Source organism: Streptomyces sp. NPDC001204 (assembly GCF_053598035.1).
Genome location: NZ_JBSFJL010000012.1, coordinates 42,758 through 57,282, shown reverse-complemented (window position 1 = coordinate 57,282; position 14,525 = coordinate 42,758). Strand labels below are relative to the sequence as shown.

Sequence of the window (14,525 nt, the reverse complement as noted above, 5' to 3'; positions counted from 1 at the left end):
CGCGGCCGCGGGTCCGGCTCGGCACGTGCTCAGATGCCGTAGCCGTCGCCGTAGCCGTCGCGTGCGTGGTGGTGGCGGTCCTCTTCGACGACCGTGGTGGGCGGCACCATGACGCGGCGGCGCCGGTAGATGCTGCTGAACGTCGTGACGCCGATCAGGCCGACGATCATCAGGATGACGCCGACCACGTGCAGGTTGACCCCCTGCATGTGCCAGTCGGTCGCGAACGTGAGAATGGCTCCCACGGCGATGAGGATGATGCAGCCGCCGAGGCCCATGAGTGTCGCCTCCCTGTCCGGTGTCGGGTCCGGTGGTTCCGGTCGGTTCCGGTCCCTTCCGGTCAACTCCGGGTACCCGCAAGCCGGGTGACCATGCGGAGGCGGCCGCTCATGGGCCTCGGTAGCCGTGCCGCTCAGCCCTCCAGGAACGCCACCAGCGCGTTCGCCAGCAGGAACGGGTCGTCGGCGGCGCACAGTTCACGGGCGCTGTGCATCGACAGGATGGCCACGCCGATGTCGACGGTGCGGATGCCGTGCCGGGCCGCGGTGATCGGGCCGATGGTCGTGCCGCACGGCATCGAGTTGTTGGAGACGAAGGACTGGAAGGGGACGCCGGCCTTCTCGCAGGCCGCCACCCACACCGCGCGTCCCGAACCGTCCGTCGCGTAGCGGTTGTTGACGTTGACCTTGAGGATCGGACCGCCGCCCGCGCGCGGGTGGTGGGTCGGGTCGTGCCGCTCGGCGTAGTTGGGGTGGACGGCGTGGCCGGTGTCGGAGGACAGGCAGACCGTGCCGGCGAAGGCGCGCGCCCGGTCCTCGAACGATCCACCGCGCGCGAACACCGAGCGCTCCAGCACCGATCCGAGCAGCGGGCCGTCCGCGCCGGTGTCCGACTGGGAGCCGTTCTCCTCGTGGTCGAAGGCGGCCAGCACCGGGATGTACGGCAGCTCCGGCGTCCCCGCCGTGACGGCCGCGAGCGCCGCCGCCGCGGCGTGCACCGACAGCAGGTTGTCCATGCGGGGGCCGGCCATCAGCTCCCGGTCCCGGCCCAGGTAGGCGGGGGGCTCCACGGAGTGCGTCATCAGGTCCCAGCCGGCCACCTCGCCCGCGGCGAGTCCCGCCTCCGCCGCGAGGAAGGCGATCAGGTCGCCGTCGCGGACGTCGTCGCCCAGGCCCCACACCGGTTGCAGATGCCGCTGCTTGTCCAGCTTGAGGCCCTCCGCCGAGACCTGGCGGTCCAGGTGGATTGCCAGCTGGGGGACGCGCAGCAGCGGGCGGTCGACGTTGACCAGGCGGGTGGAGCCGTCGCGCAGCGTGAGGCGGCCGGCCAGGCCCAGGTCGCGGTCGAGCCAGGAGTTCATCAGCGGGCCGCCGTAGATCTCCACGGCGACCTGGCGCCAGCCGTGCGCCCCGGTGTCGGGCAGCGGCTTGACCCGCAGGTTGGGGGAGTCGGTGTGCGCGCCGACGATGCGGAAGGGGGTGTGCGGCGCGGCACCCTCGGGGACGTACCAGGCCACGATCGCCCCGCCGCGCAGCACGTACTTTCCGCCCGCCGTGCCGTCCCATGCGTCCGTCTCGCAGACCTGGCGGAAGCCGGCCTTCTCCAGCCGCTCGGCCGTGTTCGCCACGGCGTGGTACGGCGACGGGCTCGCCGCCAGGAAGGACATCAGGTCGTCGGTGTGGCCGCGGTCGAAGCGCTGGCTTGTACTCATGGGTTCACCTTAACGACGTCACGAGGGTCCACTCCCGGTGCCGGGAGCGGACCCTCGTGGGTGGGGGGGTGGGGACAGCGCAGGTGGGGGGGTGGGGACAGCGCAGGTGGGCGGGACGGACGGAGGTGGGGGCCGGGGGCCGTCCTAGAAGGCGGCCTCGTCCAGCTCCATCAGGTCCAGGTCCACGTTCTGGGCGACCTTGCGGGCCAGGGTGACGCCCGGCAGGACGTTGGCCGCGAAGAACTTCGCCGCCGCGATCTTGCCCTGGTAGAACGCCCGGTCCTTCGAGGAGGCCGTCTCCAGCTTCTCGGCGGCGATCGCGGCGCCCTTGAGCAGCAGGTGGCCGACGATCACGTCACCGGAGGCGAGCAGCAGGCGGGTGGTGTTCAGGCCCACCTTGTAGATGCTCTTGACGTCCTTCTCGGTGGCGGCGAGGTCGGTCAGCATCAGGCCGACGAGGGCCTCCAGTTCGGCGGCGGCCCTGGCGAGGTGCTCGCGGGCGCCGGCCAGGTCCTCGCCGCCGGTGCCGAGGGCCAGGAACTCCTTGATGTCCTCGGCGATCGAGTTCAGCGCGGCGCCCTGGTTGCGGACGATCTTCCGGAAGAAGAAGTCCTGGCCCTGGATGGCCGTGGTGCCCTCGTACAGGGTGTCGATCTTGGCGTCCCGGATGTACTGCTCGACCGGGTACTCCTGGAGGAAGCCGGAGCCGCCGAAGGTCTGCAGCGACTGGGCGAGCTGCTCGTACCCCTTCTCCGAGCCGTAGCCCTTGACGACGGGCAGGAGCAGGTCGTTGAGGGCGTGGTCGGCCGAGGCGTCCTCGCCGTTGGCCTCCTTGACCGCGATCGAGTCCTGGACCGCGGCGGTGTGCAGGACGAGGGCGCGCATGCCCTCGGCGTACGCCTTCTGCGTCATCAGCGAGCGGCGCACGTCGGGGTGGTGCGTGATGGTGACCTTGGGCGCGGACTTGTCCATGAAGTTCGCCAGGTCGGGACCCTGGACGCGCTCCTTGGCGTACTCCAGCGCGTTCAGGTAGCCGGTGGACAGCGTGGAGATCGCCTTCGTGCCGACCATCATGCGCGCGAACTCGATGATGCGGAACATCTGGCGGATGCCGTCGTGCTTGTCGCCGATCAGCCAGCCCTTGGCGGGGTGGCGGTCGCCGAAGGTCATCTCGCAGGTGTTGGAGGCCTTCAGGCCCATCTTGTGCTCGACGTTGGTGGCGTAGACGCCGTTGCGCTCGCCCAGCTCGCCGGTCTCCCAGTCGAACAGGTACTTCGGCACGAGGAAGAGGGACAGGCCCTTGGTGCCGGGGCCGGCGCCCTCGGGGCGGGCGAGGACGTAGTGGAGGATGTTCTCCTCCATGTCGTGCTCACCCGAGGTGATGAAGCGCTTCACGCCCTCGATGTGCCAGGAGCCGTCCTCCTGCTGGACCGCCCTGGTGCGGCCGGCGCCGACGTCCGAGCCCGCGTCGGGCTCGGTGAGCACCATGGTGGAGCCCCAGGTCTTCTCGACCGCGATCGAGGCGATCTTCCGCTGCGCCTCGGTGCCCTCCTCGAAGAGGATGCGGGCGAACGCCGGGCCGGAGGAGTACATCCAGATCGCCGGGTTGGCGCCGAGGATCAGTTCGGCGTAGGCCCAGATCAGGGACGGGGGCGCGGTGGTGCCGCCGATCTCCTCGGGCAGGCCCAGGCGCCAGTACTCGGAGTCCATGAAGGCCTTGTAGCTCTTCCTGAAGGTCTCCGGCACCGGCGCGGTGTTCGTCTCGGGGTCGAACACCGGCGGGTTGCGGTCGGCGTCCGCGAAGGACTCGGCCAGCTCGTTCTCCGCCAGGCGGGTCAGCTCCTCCAGGACGCTCCTGGCGGTGTCGGCGTCCATCTCCTCGAACGGGCCGGTGCCGTACAGCTTGTCGCGTCCGAGCACTTCGAAGAGGTTGAACTCGATGTCGCGGAGGTTCGACTTGTAGTGCCCCATGGCCACGGCTCCCGTCGAGGACTCGGCGAGGCACTGTCTCCTCGCATCTGGTTCACGTACCAACTAGTAGCTCCGATGATGCTACCCGTCGGTAATAAGAAGCAACCCCGATCCGGCCATGTGTGACCGAGCCCTCGTGCGGGTCAGTACGCTGTGGGTCATGTACGGATACGGCCAGCCGATGGACAGCGGGGCGGCACAGCAGGGGTACGTCCCTCCGCAGCAGCAGATGCCCGGCGGTGTCGGCGGGTACGGCCAGCAGGCTCCGGCCTATCCCGAGCCCTCGACGCCCTCGCTCGCGGACGCGGTGCGCGCCTTCACCACGGGGCAGCTGGCCGCCGAGGACTTCCAGCAGGTGTTCGCGACCTCCAAGGTGTACTGCCCGCGCGGCGACAACCCCGGGTTCCTGGCGCTGCACAACACCCAGCAGCCGGTGATCCCGATGTTCACCTCGCTCAAGGAGCTGCGCCGGTACGCGGGCAAGGAGTCCAAGTACTTCGTGATCACCGGTGCCGAGGTGATCGACCTGCTGCCGACCGGCTACGGCTTCGTGCTCGACATGGAAGGCGAGCACCGGATGGTGTTCGACGCCAAGGCGGTCGAGCAGATGGTCGACTTCGCGATGCGCCGGATGTACGGCTAGGGCCGGCCGTGGACGCCGCCGCTCGGAGCCCGGAGGGAATTCCCTCCGGGCTTCCTCTGTTGGGGGTGGCAGAAAGTTCAACGCTCAACTAAAGTGGTCGCACAAGGAGGAACCGACATGCCTGCAGTGACCGTCGAGAACCCGCTGACGCTGCCCCGTGTGGCCGCGCCCGCCGATGCCGTGGCACGTCCCGTGCTCACCGTCACGACCGCGCCCAGCGGATTCGAGGGTGAGGGCTTCCCGGTGCGCCGGGCGTTCGCGGGGATCAACTACCGCCATCTCGACCCGTTCATCATGATGGACCAGATGGGTGAGGTGGAGTACGCGCCGGGCGAGCCCAAGGGCACCCCCTGGCACCCGCACCGTGGCTTCGAGACCGTCACGTACATCATCGACGGAGTCTTCGACCACCAGGACTCCAACGGCGGTGGCGGCACCATCACCAACGGCGACACCCAGTGGATGACGGCGGGCAGCGGACTGCTGCACATCGAGGCCCCGCCGGAGTCGCTGGTCGTGTCCGGCGGCCTCTTCCACGGCCTCCAGCTGTGGGTGAACCTGCCGGCCAAGGACAAGATGATGGCGCCGCGCTACCAGGACATCCGCGGCGGCAGCGTCCAGCTGCTCACCTCCCCCGACGGCGGCGCGCTGCTGCGGGTCATCGCCGGTGAGCTGGACGGCCACGCCGGCCCCGGCATCACGCACACGCCGATCACCATGGTCCACGCGACGGTGACGGCAGGCGCGGAGGTCACCCTGCCCTGGCGGGAGGACTTCAACGGCCTGGCGTACGTGATGGCGGGACGCGGCACCGTGGGCGCCGAACGCCGGCCGATCCACCTCGGCCAGACCGCGGTCTTCGGCGCCGGTTCCTCGCTGACCGTCCGCGCGGACGAGAAGCAGGACGCGCACACGCCCGACCTGGAGGTCGTCCTCCTCGGCGGGCAGCCGATCCGCGAGCCGATGGCGCACTACGGCCCCTTCGTCATGAACACCCGGGACGAGCTCATGCAGGCCTTCGAGGACTTCAAGAAGGGCCGCCTCGGCACCGTCCCGGCGATCCACGGGATGAGCGAGGAAGGGCTGTAGGCCCTCCCGGCCGCTCGGCGCGAGGGCCCCGTCCGATGGTGGACGGGGCCCTTTCGCGTTCCTGCCGGGCCCCGCGCGGGACGCGGACCGCGCCACCGGCCGGAGCGCCGGTGGCTGACGCCGTGTCACCCGGGTGGGCCGTCCGCGCGGGACAGCACGTCCGGCGTGTGATCGTCTGGAGGTGTGCAGGCCCCCGCTCCTCTGCTGCCCGAGCCCGTCCGGCGTCTCGCCGCCTGGTGCGCCGCCGTGCTGCTGGTGTCCGGGGTGGTGTGGATCGGGGTCGAGCTGTGTGTGAAGTTCCGGACCGCGGTGATCCCGGTGCTGCTGGCGCTGTTGGGGACGGCTCTGCTGCGGCCGTTGTTCCGGCGGCTCGCGGGAGCGGGGGTGAACCGGTCGCTCGCCGCCGGGATCACCTGTGTGGCGGTCGTCGTGGTCGTCGGCGGTGCGGTGTACATCGTGGTGGCCGCGCTGATCGACAGCGGGGACCAGATCCTCGCCTCGCTCAAGAAGGCCGCGCAGTCGCTCACCACCCACTTCGGGGCGGCCGGGACCTCGCTGGACGACCTCGCCTCCAACGGCAGGCGACTGCTGGAGAAGTTCGGCGGGACGGCCGCCTCCAACGTCATCAGCGGGGTCAGCGTGGTCGCCGAGTCGATCGCCATGGCCGTACTGGCCCTGCTGCTCGTGTTCTTCTTCCTGCGCGACTCGCACAAGGCCGTCGCGACCCTGCGCACGCTCGCCCCGCGCGGGACCGGCGACACCGCGGAGGCCATGGCCCGGCGGGCCTTCGCGGCCGTGGAGGGCTTCATGCGCGGCACGACGCTCATCGCGCTGATCGACGCCGTCTGCATCACCGTCGGCCTGCTCGTGCTGAAGGTGCCCGGCGCGGTCGGGCTCGGCGCGCTGGTCTTCGTCGGCGCCTACATCCCCTACCTGGGCGCCTTCCTCTCCGGTGCGGTCTCCGTGCTGGTCGCGCTCGCCGACCGCGGGTTCGTCGTCGCGCTGTGGACGCTCGGGGTGGTGCTGGCGGTACAGGTGCTGGAGGGGCACGTGCTCCAGCCGCTGATCCAGAGCCGGACCGTGCAGATGCACCCGGCCGTGGTGTTGCTGGCGATCACCGGGGGCGCGTCGGTCGCCGGGATCGTGGGGATGCTGCTGGCGGTGCCGCTGACCGCGGCGGCCTTCGGGACCGCGCACGAGCTGCGGGAACGGTACGCGGCTTCGCCGTAGGGCTCATGCCGGGAACGGCTCACCTGGCCACCGAGGCCTCGTACAGCTCGAACCAGATGCTCTTGCCCTGGCCCCGCGGCACGACGCCCCACGCGTCCGCGAGCAGTTCGATCAGTACCAGCCCGCGCCCGGAGGAGGCGAGTTCGCCGGGCCGGCGCTTGTGCGGCAGATCGTCGCCGGCGTCGGTGACCTGCACCCGCAGACGCCGCTCGCCCCTCTCGCCACTGACCTCGGCCAGCACCAGCGCGTCGGCGTCGGTGTGCAGCAGGACGTTGGCGAGGGTCTCCGACAGCAGCAGCACCGCCGTGTCCACGTGCTCCTCGCTCGACCAGTCGTGCAGCAGCTCCCGCAGTTGCCGGCGGGCCACGGAGACCCGCTCGGGCTCGGCCTGGGCGACCGTCATCAGGGTGTGCCGCAGCCGGGGGCGGACCGCCCGGCCGTCACGGCGCCGGCTCAGCAGCAGCACGGCGATGTCGTCCTCGCGCCGGTCGGCCAGGGGCCCGGTGGTGTGGTGCGAGGAGGGTCCGTGCACGGCCTGCACCAGCGCGTCGGCGAGTTCCTCGGCGTCGCCGCCGTGCCGTTCCAGGATCGTACGGATCCGCTGCCAGCCGGTGTCCAGGTCGTGGCCGCCGGTCTCGATCAGGCCGTCCGTGCAGATCATCATCGTCTCGCCCGGCTCCAGGGTGAACCGGGTGGTCGGGTAGTCGGAGTCCGGGTCGATGCCGAGCGGCAGCCCGCCCGCCGTCGGGCGTTGCAGCACCGTGCCGTCCGCCATCCGTATCACGGGGTCCGGGTGCCCCGCGCGGGCCACCTCCAGGACCCCGGTGCGCGGGTCGACCTCGGCGTACAGACAGGTCGCGAAGCGCAGGTCGGCGACCTCGGCAGTGTCCGCGCCGTCCGCGCCGTCGGCAAGGACGCCGTGCAGGAAACGGGAGGCGCGGGAGAGCACCGCGTCCGGGCGGTGCCCCTCGGAGGCGTAGGCGCGCAGGGCGATGCGCAGCTGGCCCATGAGCCCCGCGGCACGCACGTCGTGGCCCTGGACGTCCCCCATGACCAGGGCGAAGCGTCCCGGCCCGGCGGACGTGCGGGACCGCGAGGTGGCGCCGGGCAGCGGGATCATGTCGTACCAGTCGCCGCCGACCTGGAGGCCGCCGCCGGTGGGGACGTAGCGGGCGGCCACGTCCATGCCGGGCACCTCGGGGCCCACCGTCGGCATCATCGCGCGCTGGAGGCCCTCGCTCAGCTCCCGCTCGGTCTCCGCGGTCCCGGCCCGGGACAGGGCCTGGGCGAGCATGCGGGCCACCGTGGTCAGCACCGAGCGCTCGTCGGGGGTGAAGGCCACCGGGTAGGTGAAGGCGGCCATCCAGGCGCCCATCGTGCGGCCCGCGACGGTCAGCGGCAGGAACGCCCAGGAGCGGCGGTGGAAGCGCTCGGCGAGCGGCCAGGTGAGGGGATAGCGGGACTTGTACTGCCCCGGGGAGGAGAGGTAGACGGCCCGCCCGGTGCGGACCACCTCGGCGGCCGGGTAGTCCGTCTCCAGCGCCATGTGCACGAAGGGGCCCTCGTCGCCGGGCCGCTGCCCGTGGTGGCCGATGATCGTCAGCCGGTCGCCCCGGATGCCGAAGACCGCCAGCCCGTCCGGCGAGAAACCCGGCATCGACAGGCCGGCCGCCACCCGCAGGCCGGCCGCCACCCGCAGCACCTCCGCCGTGGAGCGGGCCTCGGCCAGCGCCCGGCCGGCGTCGAGCAGGAAGGCCTCCCGCGAGCGCCGCCAGTCCCCGGTGACCGCTCTTCGCCCGGCGGGGGAACCGGGCGTCGGCTCGGCGACCTCCTGAAGGGTGCCGATCAGCTTGTACGCCTTCTTGCGGGCGTCGAAGGTCGGCTTGGAGCGGCTGCGCACGACGCGGACGATCCGGTTGCGCTCGTCCATGATGCGGATGCGCACCTCGGCGAGGGTGCCCTCGGCGACGGCCAGCTGCACGACGCCGGTTATCTCGTTCCAGTCGACCGGGTGGAGGCGGGCGCGCACCTGGGCTTCCCTGAGCGTGGCCTCCTCGGCCGGCAGCCCGAGCAGTCGGGCCGCCTCGGCGTCGACCGAGACCAGGCCGGTGGCCGTGTCCCAGTGCCACATCCCGGTCGCGAGGGAGGCGAGTACGTCCCCCACGGCGGGCAGGGGCTCACCAGTGCGCATTGCCCCACTGTAAGAAGAGGCGATCGGACACTGCCACCGAAGGCGTACGGCCGTGCGGACTTCGGAACTGCCCCGGTGCTGCCCCGTTGCCGCCCGGGGCCTCTCTCAATGGTGGGGAGCCGATCTTGAGGTGCCCGGTACGCTTGGTAGGTCCGGGCCGTGCCCGCCCGGTGATCCCCGATCCGCGAAGACTGGATGAACGACGATGCATCGGTACAGGTCCCACACCTGCGGCGAGCTCCGCGCCTCTGACGTCGGCACCGACGTCCGGCTGAGTGGCTGGCTGCACAATCGGCGCGACCTGGGCGGCATCCTCTTCATCGATCTGCGTGACCACTACGGCATCACGCAGCTCGTCGCCCGTCCCGGCACGCCCGCGTACGAGGCCCTCGACAAGCTCTCCAAGGAGACCGTCGTCCGCGTCGACGGCAAGGTCGTCTCCCGCGGCGCCGACAACGTCAACCCCGAGCTTCCCACCGGCGAGATCGAGATCGAGGTCGGCGAGGTCGAGGTGCTGGGCGCGGCGGCCCCGCTCCCCTTCACCATCAACGCCGAGGACGGGGTCAACGAGGAGCGGCGCCTGGAGTACCGCTTCCTGGACCTGCGCCGCGAGCGCATGCACCGCAACATCCTGCTGCGCACGGCGGTCATCTCCGCCATCCGCCAGAAGATGTCGGCGATGGGCTTCAACGAGATGGCGACGCCGATCCTGTCCGCCACCTCCCCCGAGGGCGCCCGCGACTACGTGGTCCCCTCCCGGGTCCACCCGGGCAGGTTCTACGCCCTCCCGCAGGCCCCGCAGCAGTTCAAGCAGCTGCTGATGATCTCGGGCTTCGACCGCTACTTCCAGATCGCGCCCTGCTTCCGTGACGAGGACGCCCGCGCGGACCGCTCGCCGGGCGAGTTCTACCAGCTCGACGTCGAGATGAGCTTCGTCGAGCAGGAGGACGTCTTCCAGCCGATCGAGAAGCTCATGACGGAGCTCTTCGAGGAGTTCGGGGACGGCCGCCACGTCACCTCCCCCTTCCCGCGGATCCCGTTCCGCGAGGCGATGCTGAAGTACGGCTCCGACAAGCCGGACCTGCGCGCCAAGCTGGAGCTCGTCGACATCACCGACATCTTCGCGGGCTCGGAGTTCAAGGCGTTCGCGGGCAAGCACGTCCGCGCGCTGCCGGTGCCGGACACCGCCGGGCAGCCCCGCAAGTTCTTCGACCAGCTCGGCGAGTACGCGGTCGAGCAGGGCGCGAAGGGCCTGGCGTGGGTGCGGGTCGGCGAGGACGGCGCGCTGACCGGCCCGATCGCGAAGTTCCTGACCGAGGAGAACGTCGCTGAGCTGACCAAGCGGCTGTCGCTCGCCCCCGGTCACGCTGTGTTCTTCGGCGCGGGTGACTTCGACGAGGTCTCGAAGATCATGGGCGCGGTGCGGGTGGAGGCCGCCAAGCGCGCCGGCCAGTTCGAGGAGAACGTCTTCCGCTTCTGCTGGATCGTCGACTTCCCGATGTACGAGCGGGACGAGGAGACGGGCGGGATCGACTTCTCCCACAACCCGTTCTCGATGCCGCAGGGCGGCCTTGAGGCCCTGGAGACGCAGGACCCGCTGGACATCCTGGGCTGGCAGTACGACATCGTCTGCAACGGTGTCGAGCTGTCCTCCGGCGCCATCCGGAACCACGAGCCGGACATCATGCTCAAGGCCTTCGAGATCGCGGGCTACGACCGCGAGACCGTCGAGGAGAAGTTCGCCGGCATGCTCCGCGCGTTCCGCTTCGGCGCCCCGCCGCACGGCGGCATCGCGCCGGGCGTGGACCGCATCGTCATGCTGCTCGCGGACGAGCCCAACATCCGCGAGACCATCGCCTTCCCGCTCAACGGCAACGCCCAGGACCTGATGATGGGCGCCCCGACCGAACTGGACGAGTCCCGCCTGAGGGAACTGCACCTGTCAGTACGCAAGCCGCAGCCGAAGTAGTTCGCCTGTGGATGTGAGGCCCGGAACCTGCATGGTTCCGGGCCTTTGCCTGTTCAAGGCCTGAGGCTACTCATCCTTGAAGACCTCTTCGGCCGCCGGGCCGTGACGGCACGCCGGTGCCAGTGGCGCAGGATCTCGGGGTCGCCACCGCCGGTGATGCGTTCCCGGATCGCTCCGGGGACGTCGATGCCGCGCACGTCCAGGACGCCCAGGACGTGCGCGGCGGCGCGACGCGCCTCGCCCTCGGATTGGATCTCCCAGGAGAGTGGTGACTTGTAAGGCGTGCGAAGGGGCCCGGGGACACGTCGTTCCCGGGCCCCTGTGCGCGAGCGGTGAGCCCTACTCGTCCGAGCCGCCGAAGCGCTCCTTGTACGTCTCCAGGTCGTCGTCCGTGAGCTTGGCGAAGAGGACCGGCGGGACCGTGAACGGGGTGCCGGCGGGGACGGTGGTCAGGGAGGCCGCCTCGGCGGGGGTCACCCAGGTCGCCGTGTCGTCGTCCAGGGAGAACGCGGCGCGCATGGCCGCCGACGAGGTCGGGATGAACGGCTCCGAGACCACCGCGTAGAGGTGGATCAGGTTCATCGCGGTGCGCAGGGTGAGGGCCGCGCCGTCCTTGTCGGTCTTGATCTCCAGCCAGGGGGACTTCTCCTCCAGGTAGGAGTTGCCCGCCGACCACAGGGCGCGCAGGGAGGCCGCCGCCTTGCGGAACTGGATGGCCTCCATGTGCTCCTCGTACTCGGCGAGGAGACGGGCGATCTCCTCCCCGAGCCTGGCCTCGGCCTCGCCCGGCTCGCCGCCCTCCGGGACCGCGTCGCCGAAGCGCTTGCGGGAGAAGGACAGCACCCGGTTGACGAAGTTGCCCAGCGTGTCCGCCAGGTCCTTGTTCACCGTGGCCGTGAAGTGCTCCCAGGTGAAGGACGAGTCGTCGGACTCCGGCGCGTTCGCCATCATGAAGTAGCGCCAGTAGTCGGCCGGGAGGATCTCCAGCGCGTCGTGCGTGAAGACACCGCGCCGCTGCGACGTGGAGAACTTGCCGCCGTAGTAGTTGAGCCAGTTGAAGGCCTTGATGACGTCGACCTTCTTCCACGGCGCGCGGGTGCCCAGCAGGGTCGCCGGGAACATCACGCTGTGGAAGGGCACGTTGTCCTTGCCCATGAACTGCGTGTAGTGGACGTCCGCGTCCGACTCCCACCACCACGAACGCCAGTCCCGGTTCTCCGGGTCCTGGTCCGCCCACTCCTTCGTGGCGCCGATGTACTCGATCGGGGCGTCGAACCAGACGTAGAAGACCTTGCCCTCGGCGGCCAGGTCCGGCCAGGTGTCGGCCGGGACCGGGACGCCCCAGTCCAGGTCGCGGGTGATCGCACGGTCGTGCAGGCCCTCGGTGAGCCACTTGCGGGCGATCGAGGAGGCCAGCACAGGCCAGTCGTCGGCGCGCTCGTCGACCCACGCCTCGACCTCGCCGGCCAGCACGGACTGGAGGAGGAAGAGGTGCTTGGTCTCGCGGACCTCCAGGTCGCTGCTGCCGCTGATCGCGGAGCGCGGCTCGATCAGGTCGGTCGGGTCCAGGACCCGCGTGCAGTTCTCGCACTGGTCGCCGCGCGCCTTGTCGTAGCCGCAGTGCGGGCAGGTGCCGATGATGTACCGGTCGGGCAGGAAGCGGCCGTCGGCGTTGGAGTACACCTGGCGGATGGCCCGCTCCTCGATGAACCCGTTCGCCTTGAGCTCGCGGGCGATCTCCTGCGTGATCTCCCGGTTCTGCGGGGACGAGCTGCGGCCGAAGTAGTCGAAGGCCAGCGCGAAGCCGTCGTAGACCGCCTTCTGCGCGTCGTGCGCCTGCGCGCAGAACTCGTCGACCGGGAGGCCCTGCTCCTTGGCCGCGAGCTCCGCCGGGGTGCCGTGCTCGTCCGTCGCGCAGATGTACAGGACGTCGTGGCCGCGCTGGCGCAGATAGCGGGAGTACACGTCCGCCGGGAGCATGGACCCCACCATGTTGCCCAGGTGCTTGATCCCGTTGATGTACGGAAGGGCGCTGGTGATGAGGTGTCGAGCCATCGCGGGCTGCTCCCAAGTCGCTACGTGGGGTGACGATCTCGTCGGGTGCGGGTCGTCTACGGAACCTTGAAATCGTAGCCGACACGGGCGGGCCGCCCGCTTCCCGTTTTGAGGTGTGGGAAGGGGCGGCCCTGGTCCGGTGGGTCACGGGCGTGCGGCCCGCTGGGTCACGGGCGCCAGTTCGCCAGTACGCCCTCGTAGAGCTCCTGGTCCGTGAGCTCGCGGGGGGTGGGGCCGGCGTGGAAGAAGGACGCGGTGTCGGTCTTCAGTTTGCGGAGGTAGTCGAAGGCCTTGTTGTCGTGCTCGCCGAAGGCGACGAAGGAGAAGAAGACGGCGGGGTGCTTCTGCGCCGCGTCGGTGAGGGACTGGGTGGCCGGGGTCTTGGTGTCCGGCGCGCCGTCCGTCTGGAAGATCACCAGGGCGGGGGTCGCCGGGTCGTCGGCCGACTCGGCGCGGTGGGCCAGTACGGCGTCGACTGCGGCGTGGTAGCTGGTGCGGCCCATGCGGCCGAGGGAGCCGTGCAGGTCGTCGATCCGGTTCTCGTGTTCGGCGAGGGTCAGCTCGCCGGTGCCGTCCACCTCCGTGGAGAAGAACACGACCTGGACCGTCGCCTCGGGGTCGAGGTGGGCCGCGAGGGCGAGGGTCTGCTCGCCGAGGGCCTGGGCGGAGCCGTCCTTGTAGTACGGGCGCATGGAGGCGGAGCGGTCGAGGACGAGGTAGACCTTGGCGCGGGTGCCGGTGAGGTCGTACTTCGCGAGGGCGGAGGCGGCGGACTGGTAGGCGGTGGTGAGGGCGGGGGCTTGCGAGTGGATGTGGGCGCGGGGGGTGGCGGGCTCGGAGCCCGTGTTCTCCGCCTTGGGTTCGGCGGCCGGCTCCGGCTTGGACTGGGCGTCCGGCTCAGCCTCGGGTTCGGCGGCCGGCCCAGCCTCGGACTCGGCGTCCGGCTCCGGCTTGGTTTCGCCTTCGGCCGGTGAGGGCGACTGCTCAGCCGTGGGCTCCGGTTCCGGCTCCGTGGTCGGCTGTTCGGCTGCGGGTTCGGGGGTGGGTTCGGCCTCGGCTTCGCCTTCGGCCGGTTCGTTCGCACTCGCACCACCCGTGCGGGTCTCGTCGTCGGGTGCGAGTGGCCGCTCCGGGGCTTCCTCGCCGTCGGCGGCCTGCGGTGCGTCGGCCTTCGGCTCCGCCTCGGGCCCGGTCGCTGCCGCGGACTCGGCCTGCGATTCGGGGGTCGCCTCGGGCTCCGGCTCCTGCTCCGCTGCTGCCGGTTCGGCTGCCGGTTCCGGAGTCGGGTCCTCAACCGCCGGATCGGAGGTCGCAGACGCCGGTTCGGATGCCGGAGCCGGTTCTTCGGCTGCCGGTTCCGGTTCCGTGGCTGCGGGGGTCGGCTCCTCGGCTGCCGGTTCCGGTTCCGTGGCTGCCGGGGTCGGCTCCTCGGCTGCCGGTTCGGGGGTCGGGGTGGGCTCCGACTCCGGTTCCGTGGCTGCCGGTTCGGGGGTCGGGGTGGGCTCCTCGGCTGCCGGGGCCGGAGTTGCCTCGGGCTCCGACTCAGGCTCTGCAGCCGTCGGTTCGGGAGTCGGGGTGGGCTCCGACTCCGGTTCCGTGGCTGCCGGTTCGGGGGTCGGGGTGGGCTCCTCGGCTGCCGGGGCCGGAGTTGCCTCGGGCTCCGACG

The 14,525-nt window shown here is 70.9% G+C and carries 10 protein-coding genes; 4 read left to right on the top strand and 6 right to left on the bottom strand.

Translation table 11 applies throughout. From position 1 onward, the window contains the following. Positions 1–29: 29 nt before the first annotated feature. The 3 genes from ACWC91_RS18485 to ACWC91_RS18475 form a co-directional block, all read right to left on the bottom strand. The gene (locus ACWC91_RS18485) at positions 30–278 is read right to left on the bottom strand and encodes a DUF6458 family protein (protein ID WP_225076498.1); all 249 of its coding nucleotides are present in this window, start codon (positions 276–278) and stop codon (positions 30–32) included. Between the two features lie 134 nt (positions 279–412). Next, positions 413–1,711, bottom strand: a complete 1,299-nt coding sequence (locus ACWC91_RS18480) for a M18 family aminopeptidase (protein WP_225076499.1) — start codon at positions 1,709–1,711, stop codon at positions 413–415. A 144-nt stretch (positions 1,712–1,855) separates the two neighbouring features. Next, positions 1,856–3,682, bottom strand: coding sequence for an acyl-CoA dehydrogenase (locus ACWC91_RS18475; protein WP_225076500.1), 1,827 nt, complete (start codon positions 3,680–3,682; stop codon positions 1,856–1,858). A 160-nt stretch (positions 3,683–3,842) separates the two neighbouring features. On the opposite strand from ACWC91_RS18475, the gene ACWC91_RS18470 reads away from it, so the two are divergent. The 3 genes from ACWC91_RS18470 (at position 3,843) to ACWC91_RS18460 (ending at position 6,644) form a co-directional block, all read left to right on the top strand. Next, complete coding sequence (locus ACWC91_RS18470; protein ID WP_450643392.1) at positions 3,843–4,325, top strand: SseB family protein; 483 nt, start codon at positions 3,843–3,845, stop codon at positions 4,323–4,325. 117 nt (positions 4,326–4,442) lie between these two features. Beyond that, positions 4,443–5,414, top strand: coding sequence for a pirin family protein (locus ACWC91_RS18465; RefSeq protein WP_225076501.1), 972 nt, complete (start codon positions 4,443–4,445; stop codon positions 5,412–5,414). Positions 5,415–5,597: 183 nt separating this feature from the next. Beyond that, positions 5,598–6,644 (top strand): AI-2E family transporter, encoded by a 1,047-nt coding sequence (locus ACWC91_RS18460; RefSeq protein WP_225076502.1) that lies wholly within the window; start codon positions 5,598–5,600, stop codon positions 6,642–6,644. Positions 6,645–6,663: 19 nt separating this feature from the next. Here ACWC91_RS18460 and ACWC91_RS18455 read toward each other — a convergent pair whose 3' ends face one another. After that, a complete protein-coding gene (locus ACWC91_RS18455) occupies positions 6,664–8,835 on the bottom strand; it encodes a SpoIIE family protein phosphatase (protein ID WP_450643393.1) in 2,172 nt (723 codons plus the stop codon). Between the two features lie 205 nt (positions 8,836–9,040). Here ACWC91_RS18455 and aspS point away from each other — a divergent pair, with 205 nt between their 5' ends. Then, positions 9,041–10,804 carry an aspartate--tRNA ligase gene (aspS, locus tag ACWC91_RS18450; protein WP_225076504.1) on the top strand — a complete coding sequence of 588 codons (1,764 nt, stop codon included), beginning with the start codon at positions 9,041–9,043 and terminating at the stop codon, positions 10,802–10,804. 339 nt (positions 10,805–11,143) lie between these two features. On the opposite strand, the gene metG is transcribed toward aspS, so the two are convergent. Next, on the bottom strand, positions 11,144–12,859 hold the full coding sequence (metG, locus tag ACWC91_RS18445; protein ID WP_225076505.1) for a methionine--tRNA ligase: 1,716 nt from the start codon (positions 12,857–12,859) through the stop codon (positions 11,144–11,146). 167 nt (positions 12,860–13,026) lie between these two features. Next, positions 13,027–14,525: VWA domain-containing protein (locus tag ACWC91_RS18440; RefSeq protein ID WP_450725976.1), on the bottom strand; the 1,499-nt coding region annotated here is incomplete at its 5' end.